The sequence below is a fragment of the Streptomyces antibioticus genome (genome assembly GCF_002019855.1).
GTDB classification, from domain to species: Bacteria; Actinomycetota; Actinomycetes; order Streptomycetales; family Streptomycetaceae; genus Streptomyces; species Streptomyces antibioticus_B.
The window spans coordinates 6,101,677-6,118,513 of the sequence record NZ_CM007717.1 but is presented as its reverse complement, the minus strand read 5'-3'; the positions used below and the strand labels follow the sequence as shown (position 1 = coordinate 6,118,513).

The window sequence follows — 16,837 nt, the reverse complement described above, 5'->3', positions numbered from 1 at the left end:
CGGGACCGGCGAGGCACCGGGTGACGCCGCTCTCCACAAGCGCGGGGTTGTCCACAGGTCCCGGCCATGATCGACGGATTCCGGGACGGTGAGTCCATGCACGTCAACCGACCCACCTGGTCCCTGCCGCTGTGCCTGCTCCTGCCGCTCCTGCTGCTCCTGTGGCCCACGACGCTGTGGTCACCGGCCCGGGCGGCCCCCGACCCGCCCCCGTCGTCCCCCTCGGTCCCCGCCATCGGCCGGACGTGGCCGGTGGGGACCCGCCCGGCGGTGGTCCGCGCCTGGGAACCCCCGCCGACGGCGTACGCCCGCGGCCACCGGGGCGTGGACCTGGCGGCGCCCCCCGGCGCACCGGTGCGCGCGGTGGCGGCGGGCGTGGTGTCGTACGCCGGGCGGGTGGCCGGCCGCGGCGTGATCTCCGTGACCCTGACAGGCACGAACCTGAGAACGACCTACGAACCGGTACGCCAGTCGGTCACGAAGGGCACGGAAGTCACCGCCGGCCAGGTCGTCGGCACAGTGGAACCAACGGGCTCCCACTGCACGACCCCATGCCTGCACTGGGGCCTACGCCACGACAGAACGTACGTGGATCCGCTGTCGCTGTTCCCTCCCTGGCTCTTGCGCAAGGGCCCGTCGAGACTGCTGCCGGTGCTGGGGGTGCCACTGCCGGGGTGAGGAGGGGGTGAGGGGACGGAGGTGGGGTGGGGGCCCGCGGGGAGCCCCTCAGCCCAGGACCCCCCGCAGCACCATCGACACCGTCGCGTCCGTGATCGTGTCCGGCTCCTCCGCCGCGCCGAGTTCGATGCGGCGGACTGCCGCGTCCACGACGCCCTGGACGAGCATCGCTGCCATGCGGGGTTCTGTGTGGCCCAGTTCTGCCAGGGCTTCGACGATCATCGCTACGAGGGCGCCGTGGGCCGCGCGGATCTTCTCGCGGGCGCCCGCGTCCAGCTCGCTCGCGGAGATCGCCACGACGGCGCGGTGCCGCCGGTCGCCGACGAGGGCGAGTTGCCGGCGGACGTACGCCTCGACCTTGGCCTCGGGGCCGTCCGCCGCGGCCATCGCCGACTCGACCTCCGCCGCCCACACGGGGAAGTCGACCTCGCACAGCTCCTCGACCACGGCCGCCCGCGACCGGAAGTACTCGTACACGGACGAACGCGCGAGGCCCGTCCGTTCGGCGAGCGCGGGGAAGGTCAGCGCCTCCGTCCCGCCCTCGGACAGCAGGGAGCGTGCCGCGTCCAGCAGGGCGGCACGCTGCATCGTCCGGTGCTCGGCCACGGAGGCCGCTCGAATCCTTGGCACGTCGTCCACTGTACGGACGCCGCTTCCTCAGCGGGAGGGACTCACCTCGACGCGCCCCTCGCCGGCCCCCGGTCAGCGCCCGAAAGCAGCGAGTTTCGCCCGCAACTGGAGCACCGATTTGGTGTGGATCTGGCTGACCCGGCTCTCGGTGACACCCAGCACGTTCCCGATCTCGGCGAGCGTGAGCCCCTCGTAGTAGTAGAGCGTGACGACGGTCTTCTCCCGGTCGGGCAGGGTGTTGATCGCCCGGGCCAGGAACCGCCGCAGCTCGCGGTCCTCGGCCACCTCCACGGGGTTGTCGGCGGCCGTGTCCTCCAGGGTGTCCATCAGGCTCAGCCGGTCGCCGCCCTCACCGCCGACATGCAGCAGCTCCTCCAGGGCCACCACGTTGGCCAGCGACAACTGGCTGAAAACGGCGTGCAATTCCTCGACGGCGATGCCCATCTCGGCGGCCACCTCGCACTCGGACGGTGTCCGCCGCAGCCGCGCCTCCAGCGTGGCGTACGCCCGCTCCACATTGCGGGCCTTCTGCCGCACCGACCGCGGGATCCAGTCCAGCGCGCGCAGTTCGTCGATCATCGCGCCCCGGATCCGGGTGATCGCGTACGTCTCGAACTTGATCTCCCGGTCGATGTCGAACTTCTCGATCGCGTCGATCAGTCCGAAGACCCCGGACGAGACGAAGTCAGCCTGCTCGACATTGGGCGGCAGCCCGACGCTGACGCGCCCCGCCACATACTTCACCAGCGGCGAGTAGTGCAGGATCAACTGCTCCCGCAGCCGTTCGTCCCCCGTCGTCTTGTACGACCGCCACAGCTCGTCGAGCGTCGAGGGCGCGGGCGGCCGCACGCCGCCACCGTCGCGGGCGGCTGGGGGTACCGCCGCCGCCCGGTCGGACCCGGAGGTGTGCTGGGGCATACGTCGCCTTGTGCCGTTCTGCCGTGAAGTACGGGGAGTCGGGGGTGCCTGGGTGCTCTGCTGATCGGAAGTCGCGCTGCTGCCGTTCTGTACCGGAATCCACGTGAGCGTAGCGTGACTGGAGCGTCGCGGTGCGCGAAGGGCGTGGCCCCACCTGTGCGCAGATACGTTCCGCTGGACGCTCCCCCGGGGCACGGCGGTCGCTCACCGTGACCCCCGGACCGCGTCAACTGGGGGAATTGGCAAGGGCTTCGGCGTTCCCCCGGACGGCCGAACACCCTCGGTCAGCGCGGGCTCCGGCCCGCTCGAACGGAGACCATCGCCTGGCGTGTCAACTTCCAGCCGTCGCCAAGTCGTTCGACATAGCCCAGCGCTCTGAGTTCGTACAGTCTCGCGATCGCGTCGTCGGCGGTGGTGCCCGCCTCACGGGCCACCTCCCCGGCCGCCGCGGGCCGGTCGCCGGGCAGCGCGGCCAGCACACGCCGGGCGCCCGGCTCCAGCAGATCGCGCGGCAGCACCGGCCCGCGCCGGTCCGGGGCCAGCTCCCCCATGTCCCCGACGAGTTCGACGACCTCCGCGGCATCCGTGACCAGCACCGCCTCCTCGCCGCGCAGTATTTCGTGCACTCCGGCGGAGAGCGCGCTGGTCGCGGGCCCCGGCACGCCCATGGTGTGCCGGCCCAGCCGTCGCGCCGCCCGCGCGGTGACCAGCGAGCCGCTGCGATAGGCGGCCTCGACGACGACCGTGCCCCGGGTGAGCGCGGCGATCACCCGGTTGCGCAGCACGAACCGGTGCGGAGTCGGATGGTCACCGGGCGGCAACTCCCCGACCACCAGCCCCTGTTCGGCGATTCTGTTGATCAACTCGGTGTGGCCGCGCGGATAGGGCCGGTCGACCCCGCAGGCGAGGACGGCGACCGTGGCACCGCCCGCCCCGAGAGCCCCGCGATGGGCCGCCCCGTCGACCCCGTAGGCGCCGCCGGAGACCACCACCCACCCCCGCTCGGCGAGGCCGGCCGCGAGGGTGGCGGCCATATGGGCGCCATAGGCGGTGCAGGCGCGGGCGCCGACCACGGCGACGGAGCGCAGCGCCCACATCCGCAGGCTGGGCCGGCCGCGCACCCACAGTCCGAGCGGCCGGGCGTCCCCGAGGTCGTCCAGCGGGCCGGGCCACTCGGTGTCCCCCGGGCACACGAACCGCACCCCGGCCTCGGCCGCGACCGCGAGATCCCGCTCGGGGTCGGCCGGCGCGGCGCGGGCGGTCAGCCCGCCCCACCGGCGCGCGGACACCCCGGGCAGCATCCCCTCGTCCGAGCGCAGCCGTCGGACCACCTCGGCGGCGCCCAGCTCCCGCACCCACCGGCCCCCGACCTCGTCCCCGGGCTCGACGACCCGGGTGAGGAACACCCGCGCGAGCCGGTCGCCGGCCTGCGGACCGGCCTGCCCCTCCACCACCCGTTCCCCGGCCACCGCCCGTTCCCCGGCCTCCCCCTCAGCCTCCTCGGCGCCGCTCACGCGACGGCCCCATGAGCCCCCTGGGCGCCGCGCGCCCCACCGGCCCCGAGCGCCATCGGCACCCCGCGCGGAACCCCCGTGCGCAGTTGCAGCGCGAGGGCGACGTCCCCGGCGTCGGGCCGGTCGTGGCCGACCAGGTCGGCGACCGTCCACGCGACCCGCAGCACCCGGTCGAGCCCACGTGCCGTCAGCACACCCCGCTCCAGGTTGCGTTCGGCGTCGTCCATCGCGCCCGGCGCCGCGTGGTAGCGGGTGCGCAGCTCCCGTCCCGGTACCTCGCTGTTGGTCCGCCACGGAGTGCCCGCCAGCCGGACCGCGGCGCGTTCCCGTGCCGCCCGCACCCGGTCGGCGACCGTCGCCGTGGACTCCCCTCCCGGGCCGCGGTGGGCGAGTTCCGTCCGGCTGACGGGGTCCACCTCGACCCTCAGGTCGACCCGGTCGAGCAGCGGCCCGGAGAGCCGGGCCTGGTAGCGGCGGATCGCCGACGGCGGGCATTCGCACAGGCTGTCCCGCAGCGAGAAGCGGCCGCACGGGCAGGGGTTGGCGGCGAGGACCATCTGGAAGCGCGCCGGGAACCGCACCACGCCCGCACTGCGCGCGATCACCACATGGCCGGCCTCCAGGGGCTGCCGCAGCGCGTCGAGGGTCTGGCCGCTGAACTCGGGTGTCTCGTCCAGGAACAGCACGCCCCGGTGAGCCAGCGAGACGGCGCCGGGCCGGGCGATGCCGGGGCCGCCGCCGACCAGGGACTGCATGGTCGCCGAGTGGTGCGGGGCGCAGTAGGGGGCGACGTCGATCAGCGGTTTGCCGGGCGGCAGGAGTCCGGCCACCGAGTGCACCGCCGTGACCTCCAGCGAATCCTGCCTGGTCAGCCGAGGCAGAACGGCCGGGAGCCGCTCCGCGAGCATGGTCTTGCCCGCACCCGGCGGGCCCTCCAGGAAGAGATGGTGTCCGCCCGCCGCCGCCACTTCCACGGCGGTGCGGGCCGAGCGCTGTCCGACCACGTCGGCGAGGTCGTGCCCCTGGTCGTGCTGGGCGGCGCCGAGGCTGTGCATACCGGTGGCCGCGCCGGTGCCGGGCATCCGCAGCCCGGCGAGCAGCGGGTCCGGGCGGCCCTGCTCGTCGGGCTCCTCCTCGGGCACGGGCTCGTCCGCGAGGATGGCGATGAGCTGCCGCAGACTGCGCACGCCGAGCACGGAGACACCCGGTACGAGCGACGCCTCGGCGGCCGCGCACTCGGGCACCACCACCTGTTCGTAGCCCGCGTCCGCGGCGGCGAGCACCGCGGGCAGGATGCCGCGGACCGGCCGCACCCGTCCGTCGAGGCCCAGCTCGCCGATCATCACGATGTCGGTGAGCACCCGGGGATCGATCCGCTCCGACGCGCCCAGGACGGCACTCGCCACGGCGAGGTCGAAGCCGCTGCCGGCCTTCGGCACCGAGGCCGGGCTGAGCCCGACGGTGAGCTTCTTCTGCGGCCACTCGCCGCCGGAGTTCACCACCGCAGCCCGTACCCGGTCCCGGCTCTCGGTCAGGCTCTTGTCCGGCAGCCCCACCAGCGTGAACGCCGCCACTCCGGGTTCGAGGTCCGCCTGCACCTCGACCACGACTCCTTCGACGCCGACCAGCGCCACCGAGCAGGTCCGTGCGAAGCCCATCTCAGACCACCCCCCGCACATGCTCGACCGCGGGTGCGCCGCGCGGGGGCAGGATCACCCCGACGACGTCGATACGGACGCCGCCCGGCGGTGCTCCGCCGTGGGCCTGGATCCAGCCCAGCGCGAGGTCCCGCAGCCGCTGGGCCTTCTCGGGTGTGACCGCCGCGAGCGGGTGCTCGAAGGCATCGCCCCTGCGGGTCTTGACCTCGCAGACGACGAGCACGTCCCCGTCCCGGGCGACGATGTCGATCTCTCCGGTACGGCCGCAGCGCCAGTTGCGCGCCAGGACCGTCATCCCGGCCTCGGTCAGCCGCCGCGCGGCCAGCTCCTCGCCGTACCTGCCGAGCGCGCTGCGAGCCCGCTGGGGCCTGCGAACCGTACTGCCGTTGTGTGCCTGTTGTGCGTTCATGTGGACACCACCTCCGGGGCCCACATTCACGCATCAGCCGCCACGAAAAGGATCTTGGTGGACAACCCGGCGACTGTGGAAAACTCCGTCACTCACACGAGGGAGCCGAAGAAGACGATCAGCTCCCCGGCAACTCCAGATCACTCTTGTTCAGCTCCTCAATGTTCACGTCCTTGAACGTGAGCACGCGGACCTGCTTCACGAACCGGGCCGGCCGGTACATGTCCCACACCCAGGCATCCGCCATCGACACCTCGAAGAACACCTCGCCCTGGACCGAGTGCACCTGCATCTCGTAGTCGTTGGTGAGGTAGAAACGCCGCTCGGTCTCGATCACGTATTTGAACAGACCGACGACATCGCGGTACTCCCGGTAGAGCTTCAGCTCCATCTCGGTCTCGTACTTCTCGAGGTCCTCGGCGCTCATGGCATGTTCCCCTTCAGCCGTGCGATCTCCCCATTGTGCGCCAGTCCCGTCGGCGTCTAGACGATTTCCGTGTCAAGGGTGACGGGCCGTGCCGGGGGACCGTCGTCGAGCAGCCTGCGCAGCAGCTCGGCGAGTCTGGTCGGATACACCGTCTCATGCGACCGGGCGAGTTCCCGACACGTCCACCAGCGTGCTCCGGCGACACTGCGCCGCTCCAGCTCGGTGAGCGCGGTGGCCCGCGTCGCCGTCACGCTCGTCCGGGCCAGGAAGTACCACTCGTCCTGGTCCCAGCGGCGTCCCGCGAACGGGAAGGAGCACCGGCGCCGCCACAGCACCGGGCCCAGCTCGACGTCGGTGATGCCGGTCTCCTCGGCGAGTTCCCGCAGCGCCGCCTGTTCCCGGGTCTCGTCGCCCTCGACACCGCCGCCGGGCGTGAACCACCAGTCGTCGGCACGGTCGTCCGGCTCATGGCCGTGCAGCAGCAGAATGCGGTCCTGCGGGTCGAGCAGCACGACCCGTGCGACCCGCCGCAGGCCGCCCTCATAGGTGTCGGCACAGGTGTCGGCCGAAGCTCCCCCGGCCGCGCCCGTCGCCTCAGCGGGCACCGGCGGGCTCCGGCCGGGTGCGGGTGCGGCGGGCGGCCGCGCGGGAGGCGATCGGGCCGTAGGCCCCGCCGCCGAGCACCAGCACCGCGCCGCCGAGGATCATCCACTGGATCGTGCGCAGCGGTCCCGGCTCGGAGAGCGCGCCGAGTTCCGTGAAGCCGGTGGGGCGGGCGAGCATGCCGTCCCAGGGCCAGACGACGGCGTCCACCCGGGCCTTGACCGCGGTGCGCGCCACCGTGCCGCTGGCGGCGTCCGTGAGGTGGGCGGTGGAGTCCAGCGAGCCCTGCCGCTCGTCGCCGAGGAGGAACAGCCGGCCCTCGGGGACCGTCACGGTCGGGAAGCCCTTGATCTCGGCGAGGCTGCCCTCGGGCAGATACGGCTCGTCGATCTCCTTGCCGTTGACGGTCAGCTTGCCCTCGGTGCAGCAGGCGACCGTGTCGCCGCCGACCGCGACGACCCGCTTGACCACGGCGGAGCCGGTGACCCAGGTCTTGTCCTCGAAGACGACGACGTCACCGCGGCGCACCTCGTCGCCGTCCACCCGCTCGGCCACCACGCGCGCGCCCGCGCCGATCGTGGGCGACATGGAGCTGGTGGGCACGGTGTAGGGCCGGTAGACCAGGGCCGCCCAGACGAATCCGCCCAGGAACAGCACGAGGCCCAGCGCGACGGCCAGTCCGGACAGTCGCTGTCCGGTCCGGCTGCCCACCGGGCCACCGTTGGTACCACCCCCGCTGTGCGGGGCCGTTCGTGTCGTGCTGTCGCCGCCCATGGGTCCGCACCCTACCCGGCGGTACCGAGCGGGGTCAGCCCTTCCTTCCCGGCCAGGACCCCAAGCTTGGGAAAGGGTTTACCGACCCGGTGCGGCCAGGTCAGCCCTTCCAGGACAGCTCCTGGCGCCGACGGCGCCACAGGACCACCGGCACGACCCCCACCAGGGCGAGCCCCTGCGGGGCGACGGCCAGGGCCGGACCGGACGACGACCGCGCGTTCAGGCCGGGCTGGTCGAAGGTGTCCGGAACCGGCAGGGTGCCCCAGCGGGTGATCGGCCACGCCTTGACGATGGCACGGCCGACGACCTGGTCGACGGGGACCATGCCGTGGTGCTTGTCGGACTGGTTGTAGCGCGAGTCCCGCGAGTTCTGGCGGTGGTCGCCCATCACCCAGATGTAGCCCTTGGGGACCTTCACGGAGAACTGACCACCCTGGTCGTCCTGGCTGCACGGGGTGTTGCCCGGGTACACGTACGGCTCGTTCAGCGCCTTGCCGTTGACGGTCAGCGGGCCGGTGCCCTTGCAGGTGACGGTGTCACCGCCGACCCCGACGACCCGCTTGATCAGGTCCTTCTCCTCGGCGGACGGCATCAGGCCGATCCAGCTCAGGAAGGTCTGGAAGGCGTTGGGATCGGTGGTGGCCTCGCCGGCCAGCCAGTTGTCCGGGTCGTGGAAGACGACGACCTCGCCGCGCTCGGGCTCGGAGCCGAACCACGGCGTCAGCTTGTCGACGAGGACCCGGTCGCCTTCCTTGAGGGTGTTCTCCATGGAGGCGGACGGGATCGAGAACGCCTGCACCAGGAACGTCTTGATCAGCAGCGCCAGCACCAGCGCGATGCCGATGAGGATCGGCAGCTCCTTCCAGAAGGAGCGCGGCCTCCTCGGTGCCGGGGCGGCACCGCCCGCTCCCCCGCCGCCGCCGGGGCGCGGGGGCTCGTCCGCGGGCGGCTCGCCGCCGCCCGCTCCCGGGTCACTCCCGGAGGTCACGGCGCCGTCCGGGGCCGGGCCGGCGGCCACGGGGCGTCCGCGGTGCTCCTCGCCGTCGTGCCCGGACCGTGCGCCAACCGCCACATCCCCCACGCCAACTCCTCACTCTCTGCCGCTGCCTGCCCCATGTACGGCGCAGGCCCACCACTCCCATAACGAGCGGGAGTTCCGCAGGGCTCGGGAGTTCTCGGATCGTTCCGTTCGGATCGTCCGGGGCAACCCTATGCGACGGCTGGGCGGCGGCGGCCGACCCGACGGTCGAGCCGGTCACCGAGGAGAAAGTTTGCGGTTCCTTGAGACGGTTCCAGTGCCCGAGGGGCCAGGCGATCACCATGGCGCGTCCGACGACCTCGTCCTCGGAGACGGTGCCGCCGTAGTCGGTGTCCTGGTGGGCGCGGGAGTCCGCGGAGTTGGCCCGGTGGTCGCCCATCACCCACAGGCGGCCCTGCGGGACGGTGATGTCGAAGGCGCTGTCGGAGGGCGCGTTCCCGGGGTACAGATAGGTTCCCTCGTCCAGGGGAACGCCGTTGACGGTGACCCGTCCCTGCGCGTCACAGCACTGGACGCGGTCGCCGCCCACTCCGACGACCCGCTTGATCAGGTCCTTCTCGTTGTCGGACGGCAGCAGACCGATGAAGGTGAGCCCTTCCTTGATCTGCTTGACGACGACGGGGTCGTCCTTGCGGGCGGTGGTCTGCTCGTCCGCGAGCCAGCCGCCGGGGTCCTTGAAGACGACGACGTCCCCGCGCTGCGGCTTGGAACCGAACCAGGGGGTGAACTTGTCGACGAGGACCCGGTCGCCGATCTGGATGGTCTGCTCCATGGAGCCCGACGGGATGACGAACGCCTGCACCAGGAAGGTCTTGAGGACCAGGGCGATCAGGACGGCGACACCGACCAGCAGCGGTATCTCGCGGACCGCGGAGCGCCTGCGCTTGCGCTTGACCTTCTGCTGGAGCCTGCGCCGCTCGGTGCGCGAACGGCCCGCGGCCGGGTAGGAGGCGCGCCGGGCGCCGGTGGGCAGAAGCTCGTCGGCGGGTGAGCTGGGGACCCCGCGCGGCTTGCCGCGGTTACCCATGTGCGCCCTCCGCGTCCCCCTGCACACCCTGCGCGGCGGGCACGCGCGCGTAGGCGTCCGGGCGGGTCAGCCGGCCGGCGTGCGCGGCGGGCCAGACGATCCAGTCGGCGCGGCCGATGACACGGTCGACGGGGATCATGCCGCCGCCCGGGGAGCCGAGGTGGTCGCGGGAGTCGCTGGAGGCGCCGCGGTGGTCCCCGAGGACGAACAGGGTGCCCTCGGGCACGACCACGTCGAAGTCCACGGAGGACGGGCTGTCGCCCGGATACAGGAACGCGGACTCGTCGACCGACCGGCCGTTCACCCTGATCCTCCCCTCCTTGTCACAGCAGACCACGTGGTCTCCCCCCGCACCCACGACGCGTTTGACGTAGTCGGCGTTCCCGAAATACCCGGCCCCGTCGAACACGACGACGTCGCCGCGCCGCGGTCCGGCACCGAAACGGTACGCCAACTTATTTACGAGAACGCGGTCGCCGATCCTCAATCCGTTCTCCATGGATCCGCTGGGGATCTGGAAGGGCCGCACGACGAACGCGTTGAGGACCAGCGAAAACAGCAGGCAGACGAGGAGTGTGAGGCTGATCCGGCCGCCCGGGAGCCATCGCGTGATCCGCGCCACCAACGCGAAACGCGACCGTCCCTCCGGCCTCTCCGCGCGCGGGGCCTCGTCCTGAGAGGCCGCCGCGGGGTCGGAGGGGCGGGAGGAGCGGTCGCGCTCCGTCGTCGGCTGAGCTTCGGTGTCCATCGGGGCCAGATGCTATCCGGCCCCTCCATGGATCTCCGAGTCCGCTCAGTTGTCGCGCTTCTCCTTGATCTTCGCGGCCTTGCCGCGCAGCTCACGGAGGTAGTACAGCTTGGCGCGGCGCACGTCACCACGGGTGACCAGCTCGATCTTCTCGACGATCGGGGTGTGCACCGGGAAGGTGCGCTCGACGCCGACGGAGAACGAGACCTTGCGGACCGTGAAGGTCTCGCGGACACCGGCGCCCTGGCGGCGGATGACGACACCCTTGAACTGCTGCACACGGGAGCGGTTGCCCTCGATGACGCGCACGTGGACGTTGACGGTGTCACCCGGACGGAAGGCCGGGATGTCGCTGCGCAGCGACGCGGAGTCGACGGTGTCGAGCAGGTGGGACATTGCGTCTGCTTTCTTCGCCGATGCCACAGGTCATCAGCGGGATCAAGGTTTCTGGGAGGGTGTCGTCACCGTCGGAGCGGGCGTCGTGTCCCCCTGTGGCAGGGGCGCACGCCGGACGGCGGACAACAGCGGCCTATTCTTCCATGCCGTTCGTCCTGCGCCAAAATCGGCCGTACGCCGCTCCCTCCGGGTCGGGCGCCCAGCCGAGGATGGAGAGCATCTCGCGGTCCTTCTTGTCGAAGGCGGCGGGCTCGCAGCGTTCGATCAGGTCGGGCCGGCTGGCGGTGGTGCGGCGCAGGGCCTCGTCGCGGCGCCAGCGGGCGATCTTGCCGTGGTGGCCGCTGAGCAGTACCTCGGGGATGCCCCGGCCGCGCCAGGCGGGCGGCTTGGTGTAGACGGGCCCCTCCAGGAGGCTCGCCATGGCGCCGGGCGCGAAGGAGTCGTCGCGGTGGGACTCGGCGTTGCCGAGCACTCCGGGCAGCAGCCGTGCCACGGCCTCGGTGACGACGAGGACGGCCGCCTCGCCGCCGGCGAGGACGTAGTCGCCGATGGAGACCTCGTAGACCGGGATCCGGGCGGCGTACTCGTCGACGACCCGCCGGTCGATGCCCTCGTAGCGGGCCGGGGTGAAGATCAGCCAGGGGCGTTCGGACAGCTCGACGGCGAGGCCCTGGGTGAAGGGGCGGCCGCTGGGCGTCGGGACGATCAGCGCGGGCCGGCCGGCGCCGCCCTCGTAGCCGTCGGCGAGGACGCTGTCCAGGGCGTCGCCCCACGGCTCGGTCTTCATGACCATGCCGGGGCCGCCGCCGTAGGGGGTGTCGTCGACGGTGTTGTGGCGGTCGTAGGTCCACTCCCGCAGGTCGTGGACGTGCACGTCGAGCTGTCCGCGCGCGCGTGCCTTGCCGACGAGGGAGACGTTCAGCGGGTCGAGGTACCCGGGGAAGATCGTGACGACGTCGAGCCGCATCAGGACGCGTCCCCGCTCTCGCCCCGGGGGGACTCCTCGCGGGACGACACGATCTCCGCGCGGTCGTCGATCAGTCCCGGCGGCGGGGTGATGACCGCCCGCTGCTCCTCCAGGTCGATCTCGGCGACGATCTCCGAGACGAACGGGATCATCACCTCGCTGCCGTCGGGGCGCTCGACGATGAAGAGGTCCTGGGAGGGCAGGTGCGAGATCTCGGTGATCCGGCCCACCTCGACGCCGTCGGCGGTGACCACGTCGAGGTCCATGAGCTGGTGGTCGTAGTACTCGTCCTCCTCCTCGGGCAGCTCCTCCGGGTCGACCTCGGCGATCAGGAGGGTGTTGCGCAGGGCCTCGGCGGCGGTGCGGTCGGCGACGCCGGCGAAGCGCAGGAGGAGACGGCCGCTGTGGACCCGGCCGGTCTCGATGGTGAGCGGTCCCGCGGCGGCGGGATCGGTGGCGAGCACGGCGCCGGGCGCGAGCCTGAGTTCCGGCTCGTCGGTACGTACCTCCACGGTGACCTCGCCCTTGACGCCGTGGGCACGGCCGATCCGTGCGACTACGAGCTGCACTGTCCTTGATCTCCTGTCATACGACTGCGGGCCGGGGACGGCCCAGTGGCCCTCCCCGGCCCGAGCCGGTTTGCAACAAGCGTCAGCGGACGTGGTCCACGTCGACGAGGTCGACACGGACGCCCCGGCCGCCGATGGCACCCACGACGGTCCGCAGGGCGCGGGCGGTACGGCCGTTGCGGCCGATCACCTTGCCGAGGTCGTCGGGGTGGACCCGGACCTCCAGCACACGCCCCCGGCGCAGGTTGCGCGAGGCGACCTGCACGTCGTCGGGGTTGTCGACGATGCCCTTCACGAGGTGCTCGAGAGCCTCCTCGAGCATGCTCAGGCCTCGGTCGACTCAGACGAAGACGACTCGGCCGCGGCCTCGTCCTTCTTCTCGGCCTTCTTCTTCTGGGTGATGGCCTCACCCTTGCCCGAGTCGTCGCCACCGAGGGCCTCGAACGACGGGCGCGCCTTCTTCGGCTCGGCCACGAGCAGCGGAGCCGGGGCGGGCTCGCCCTTGAACTTCTGCCAGTCGCCGGTCTTCTTCAGAATGGCGAGAACCGGCTCGGTCGGCTGCGCGCCGACACCCAGCCAGTACGCGACGCGGTCGGCGTCCACCTCGATGACCGACGGGTTGTAGGTCGGGTGGTACTTGCCGATCTCCTCGATCGCACGGCCGTCACGACGGGTGCGGGAGTCGGCGACGACGATGCGGTAGTGAGGCGAACGGATCTTGCCCAGACGCTTCAGCTTGATCTTGACTGCCACGGGAGTGGACTCTCCTGGTTTTGACGTGGTTGGGCACGCGAGAAGTCCGCGTGGGGTTGCGGTACCCGAATGCCCGATGGACGCGTCAGCCGGAGGAGAGAGGGGTCCTGTGCGACTGTCGAGTACAGCTAGCCATTGTGCCACACCCGGCCGGCCGCCCCGCGCCGAGGGGACCGGTGAGGAAGCCGGGCATGGCTGGGAAGCACCCGGCGCGCGGAGGGGACGCGCGACGGATGCGGGGTGCGCGGCCGGGCCGTCGCGGGGTGCCGGGAACGGCGAACAGCACCCCGCCGACGCGCCGACCTGAACCGACAGCCACGAGATGCCGGTGCAGGACCGTCCGCGGTTACGCCGCCCCCGCGATCTCCGGGATGCGGAACGGCTTGCCGCAGCCGCCGCACACGATCGGGGCCTGGGCCAGGACCGACGGCACCACCCGGACGTTGCGACCGCAGTCGCAGACGGCCTTGACCCGCACCCCGCCACCGGAGGACCCGTGACGGGCCGCGGGGCCGCGGAAGGTACGGCTGGTGTTGTCGGCGGAGGTGGCCGCGGTGTGGGCCTTGAGGGCCCGCTGGAGGCGCTCGATCGTCGGACGGTAGCGGCGCTTGGCCTCGGGGTTGAGCGTGACCAGGGAGAAACCGCTGCTCGGGTGCGGTTCCTCGGGATGGTCCAGGCCCAGCTCCTCGGCGATCGCGAGGAATCTGCGGTTGTGGTAGCGGCCGGCGCGGGAGGTGTCGCGGACGCCGCGGGACGCGGCGATGCCATGGACTGCCTCATGAAGCAGTCGCTCGAAGGAGAGCTCGTGACCGCAGGCGGACGACGACTCCCCGATCAGGGATTCTGGCGCGGCAAGGTCCGGCAGCTCGGGGTGGTACCGCTGAATGTCGGCCCACGCCTGTGCCAGCTCTGCGGCGAGAACAGGTGGTGTCTGTGTCGTGCTCACGTAATGACAACGAGCGGAGGTGCCCCCGTGTTCCTATTCCGGGGCATCTCAAATAATTTGCACGTACCCGTCAGTTGCCGCTGATGCGTGGAGACGAGGGCGGGTGCGCTGATCTGCGGAGAAGCCTCACAGCTCACCACAAGGTGGTGCGTAGTCCGCCGTACGCCCCGGCGCGTAGACGATGTCCGCGCGCCGGGGTGAGGACGTTCGGCAGGGGCGCAAGAGGTGTTTCGGCCGCGCTCCCGGCGGAGGGCCCCGTCTCAGTAAGCGCGCGCGACGACCGCGACGTTACCCGGAGCGTCCCCGTCGTCCGGCACCGACCCGTCCTCGGCGACCAGACACCGTACGGTCACCGCGTGCTCGGCCAGCCGGGCCTCGCCCTCCTCGCCGAGCGTCGCCCACGGAATACGCGCCCAGCCGCCGGACACGGCCGCCTCCACCGCCTCCTCGGCCGTGGACACCTCCGTCGTCCGCGACTCCCGGCGCTCCCGGGACTGCCGCAGCAGCAGCGCCTGGTCCTCCTCCAGCATCCCCGGCACCAGCTCCACCAACCGGTCGACGGCCACCGGCTCCTTCCCGCCCGGGATCCGGCGGGCCACCATCGCCGTGCCGTTCTCCAGGTCACGGGGCCCGATCTCGACCCGCACCGGCACCCCCTTCAGCTCCCAGTCCACCGCGCGCCGCCCGAACGGCACGTCCGTACGGTCGTCCACCCGCACCCGGACACCCGCCGCCCGCAACCGGTCGCCCAGCTCACGGACCGCGGCCAGAACCGCCTCGTCCCCCTTGATCGCCAGCACCACGACCTGGATCTGCGCCAGCCGCGGCGGCACCCGCAGACCGTCGTCGTCGCCGTGCATCATCACCAGCGCCCCGATCATGCGGGTCGTCGACCCCCACGACGTCTGCCACACCAGCTCCTGGGTGCCCTCCTTCGACAGGTACGACGTGTGGAACGCCTTCGCGAAGTTCTGGCCCAGCTCATGACTGGTCGCCATCTGCAGCGCCTTGCCGTCCCCCATCATCCCTTCCAGGGTGAGGGTGTTGATCGCCCCCGCGAACCGCTCCTTGACGGTCTTGCGGCCGGGGACCACGTCCATCGCGAGGACGTTCACCATGAAGTCCTCGTAGACCCGCCGGTGGATGTGCGCGGCGAAGTCACGCGCGTCCTCGTACGTGGCGTGTGCGGTGTGCCCCTCCTGCCAGAGGAATTCGCTCGTGCGCAGGAACAGCCGCGGCCGCAGCTCCCACCGCACCACGTTGGCCCACTGGTTGATCAGCAGCGGCAGATCGCGGTAGCTCTGCACCCACTTCGAGAAATAGTCGTTGACGATCATCTCGGAGGTGGGACGGACGACCGCCGGCTCCTCCAGCTCCTTGCCGCCACCGTGCGTCACCACGGCCAACTCCGGCGCGAAACCCTCCACATGGTCGGCCTCACGGGCCAGATACGACTGCGGGATGAGCAGCGGGAAGTACGCGTTCTGGGTACCCGTCTCCTTGATGCGGGCGTCCATCTCCGCCTGCATCCGCTCCCACAGCCCGTAACCGTACGGTCGGATCACCATGGTGCCGCGCACCGGACCGTTGTCCGCCAGCTCGGCCTTGTTGATCAGATCCTGGTACCAGCGCGGAAAGTCGTCCGCGCGCGGGGTGAGAACGGGTGCCTTCGCCATGGCGCGATGGTACGGGCCCGCGTTGCCGGAATGTGAATTTTCGCCACAGGCACATGCCGTCCCCAAGCAGGGACCCGCAACCCCTGGACGCGACCGCGGACGGGGAGTTACCTGGCATACGAGGGCGGTGCGAGACACCGCGCGGGGGGCACCTGATCAGGACTCATGAACTCAGGCACGGCGACAGACTCTCTCGGCGGATTGGGGCGCTTTTCCATGACACCTGTGCTCGTGCGACAGCACCTGTCTCACGCGGGGCCGGTGCCCCGCGCGGACCAGGGTGCACGCGCGCGTGACTGGTCCGAGATCCAGGAACGCATGCTCGTTCCGCTCTACGAGGCCGTCCACCAGCGACTCGACGTGGGACCGGAGACCCGGCTCCTCGCCCTCGGCTGCGGCTCCGGACTCGCCCTGGTGATGGCCGCCTCCCGGGGCGCCGCCCTCACCGGCGTCGAGCCCTCCTCCCCCGCCCGCCTCGCCCTCGCCCGCGAGCGGCTCCTGCCCGACCGGCCGGACGGCCCGCACAACGGCGGCACACACCCGCGTACCGGCATCCGGCTCACCGACCGCCTGCCCGCGGACCGGCCCGACCCGCGCACACCCGCCCACACCCTCGTCACCGCCTTCGAACCCATCGGACGCGTCGCCGGAGACGCGGAAGCGCTGACCGCGCTCCTGACCGCCGCCACCCCGCTGGCCCGGCGCGGCGCCCCCGTGGTCCTCACCGGCTGGGGCCCGCCCGAGCGCTGCGCCACCACCGCGGTCCTGCGGGTCGCGGCCCGACTCGCCGAACAGGACCGCGGCACGGTCCGGCTGCGCCCCGCCCTCCGCGACGACCTGGAGGAGGTCGCCCAGCGCGCCGGACTGCGCCCCGACGGATCGGGCCGGGTCGCCTGCCCCTTCGGCTACGCCGACCTGGACAGCGCCCTCAAGGGCCTGCTCTCCACCGGCCTGTTCGACGCCGCCGTCACCGCCACGGACCAGGCCCAGGTCGAGAAGGAACTCACCGAGGCCCTCCACCCCTACCGACGCCCCGACGGCACCGTCTGGATGCCCAACGTCTTCCGGTACCTGATAGCCCGGACCCCCTGAAACCCACCGGACG

20 protein-coding genes are annotated in these 16,837 nt (G+C 71.9%); 2 read left to right on the top strand and 18 right to left on the bottom strand.

What is annotated here, in order from left to right; all coding sequences use genetic code 11:
• The first annotated feature begins 96 nt into the window (after positions 1–96).
• Complete coding sequence (locus AFM16_RS27855) at positions 97–678, top strand: murein hydrolase activator EnvC family protein (RefSeq protein WP_078637113.1); 582 nt, start codon at positions 97–99, stop codon at positions 676–678.
• Between the two features lie 48 nt (positions 679–726).
• Here the strand turns inward: AFM16_RS27855 and AFM16_RS27850 are convergent, their stop codons facing one another.
• From AFM16_RS27850 to proS, 18 genes are all read right to left on the bottom strand, one after another.
• Positions 727–1,284, bottom strand: coding sequence for a TetR/AcrR family transcriptional regulator (locus AFM16_RS27850; RefSeq protein WP_078634956.1), 558 nt, complete (start codon positions 1,282–1,284; stop codon positions 727–729).
• Between the two features lie 96 nt (positions 1,285–1,380).
• Positions 1,381–2,226, bottom strand: a complete 846-nt coding sequence (gene whiG / locus AFM16_RS27845; protein WP_030797868.1) for an RNA polymerase sigma factor WhiG — start codon at positions 2,224–2,226, stop codon at positions 1,381–1,383.
• Between the two features lie 284 nt (positions 2,227–2,510).
• Entirely contained in the window at positions 2,511–3,695 is a 1,185-nt protein-coding gene (dprA, locus tag AFM16_RS27840; RefSeq protein ID WP_370628149.1) for a DNA-processing protein DprA, read from the bottom strand.
• A gap of 41 nt (positions 3,696–3,736) precedes the next feature.
• The gene (locus tag AFM16_RS27835) at positions 3,737–5,398 is read right to left on the bottom strand and encodes a YifB family Mg chelatase-like AAA ATPase (protein WP_051781180.1); all 1,662 of its coding nucleotides are present in this window, start codon (positions 5,396–5,398) and stop codon (positions 3,737–3,739) included.
• 1 nt (position 5,399) lies between these two features.
• Positions 5,400–5,807: a YraN family protein gene (locus tag AFM16_RS27830; RefSeq protein ID WP_078634955.1), complete on the bottom strand. Its 408-nt coding sequence runs from the start codon at positions 5,805–5,807 to the stop codon at positions 5,400–5,402.
• Positions 5,808–5,925: 118 nt separating this feature from the next.
• The gene (locus AFM16_RS27825) at positions 5,926–6,234 is read right to left on the bottom strand and encodes a DUF2469 domain-containing protein (RefSeq protein WP_005311352.1); all 309 of its coding nucleotides are present in this window, start codon (positions 6,232–6,234) and stop codon (positions 5,926–5,928) included.
• Positions 6,235–6,290: 56 nt separating this feature from the next.
• A complete protein-coding gene (locus AFM16_RS27820; protein ID WP_167797267.1) occupies positions 6,291–6,839 on the bottom strand; it encodes an NUDIX hydrolase in 549 nt (182 codons plus the stop codon).
• Positions 6,829–7,611: a signal peptidase I gene (gene lepB, locus AFM16_RS27815; RefSeq protein ID WP_030797858.1), complete on the bottom strand. Its 783-nt coding sequence runs from the start codon at positions 7,609–7,611 to the stop codon at positions 6,829–6,831. The genes AFM16_RS27820 and lepB (AFM16_RS27815) overlap by 11 nt, the downstream gene beginning before the upstream one ends.
• A gap of 100 nt (positions 7,612–7,711) precedes the next feature.
• Positions 7,712–8,692, bottom strand: a complete 981-nt coding sequence (gene lepB, locus AFM16_RS27810; protein WP_037877201.1) for a signal peptidase I — start codon at positions 8,690–8,692, stop codon at positions 7,712–7,714.
• A complete protein-coding gene (gene lepB, locus AFM16_RS27805) occupies positions 8,583–9,677 on the bottom strand; it encodes a signal peptidase I (RefSeq protein ID WP_030797854.1) in 1,095 nt (364 codons plus the stop codon). Before lepB (AFM16_RS27805) ends, lepB (AFM16_RS27810) begins: the two co-directional genes overlap by 110 nt.
• Positions 9,670–10,425, bottom strand: a complete 756-nt coding sequence (gene lepB, locus AFM16_RS27800) for a signal peptidase I (protein ID WP_030797852.1) — start codon at positions 10,423–10,425, stop codon at positions 9,670–9,672. The genes lepB (AFM16_RS27805) and lepB (AFM16_RS27800) overlap by 8 nt, the downstream gene beginning before the upstream one ends.
• 45 nt (positions 10,426–10,470) lie before the next feature.
• A complete protein-coding gene (gene rplS / locus AFM16_RS27795) occupies positions 10,471–10,821 on the bottom strand; it encodes a 50S ribosomal protein L19 (protein WP_030797849.1) in 351 nt (116 codons plus the stop codon).
• A 133-nt stretch (positions 10,822–10,954) separates the two neighbouring features.
• Positions 10,955–11,788, bottom strand: coding sequence for a tRNA (guanosine(37)-N1)-methyltransferase TrmD (trmD, locus tag AFM16_RS27790; RefSeq protein WP_078634954.1), 834 nt, complete (start codon positions 11,786–11,788; stop codon positions 10,955–10,957).
• A complete protein-coding gene (rimM, locus tag AFM16_RS27785) occupies positions 11,788–12,357 on the bottom strand; it encodes a ribosome maturation factor RimM (RefSeq protein ID WP_030797844.1) in 570 nt (189 codons plus the stop codon). Before rimM ends, trmD begins: the two co-directional genes overlap by 1 nt.
• An 82-nt stretch (positions 12,358–12,439) precedes the next feature.
• Positions 12,440–12,679, bottom strand: coding sequence for an RNA-binding protein (locus AFM16_RS27780; protein WP_003973401.1), 240 nt, complete (start codon positions 12,677–12,679; stop codon positions 12,440–12,442).
• A gap of 2 nt (positions 12,680–12,681) precedes the next feature.
• Positions 12,682–13,110 carry a 30S ribosomal protein S16 gene (gene rpsP, locus AFM16_RS27775; RefSeq protein WP_030797841.1) on the bottom strand — a complete coding sequence of 143 codons (429 nt, stop codon included), beginning with the start codon at positions 13,108–13,110 and terminating at the stop codon, positions 12,682–12,684.
• 346 nt (positions 13,111–13,456) lie between these two features.
• Entirely contained in the window at positions 13,457–14,056 is a 600-nt protein-coding gene (locus AFM16_RS27770; RefSeq protein ID WP_078634953.1) for a hypothetical protein, read from the bottom strand.
• 260 nt (positions 14,057–14,316) lie between these two features.
• Positions 14,317–15,732 (bottom strand): proline--tRNA ligase, encoded by a 1,416-nt coding sequence (gene proS, locus AFM16_RS27765; RefSeq protein ID WP_078634952.1) that lies wholly within the window; start codon positions 15,730–15,732, stop codon positions 14,317–14,319.
• Between the two features lie 216 nt (positions 15,733–15,948).
• Here proS and AFM16_RS27760 point away from each other — a divergent pair, with 216 nt between their 5' ends.
• The gene (locus AFM16_RS27760) at positions 15,949–16,824 is read left to right on the top strand and encodes a class I SAM-dependent methyltransferase (protein WP_078634951.1); all 876 of its coding nucleotides are present in this window, start codon (positions 15,949–15,951) and stop codon (positions 16,822–16,824) included.
• Positions 16,825–16,837: the final 13 nt, after the last annotated feature.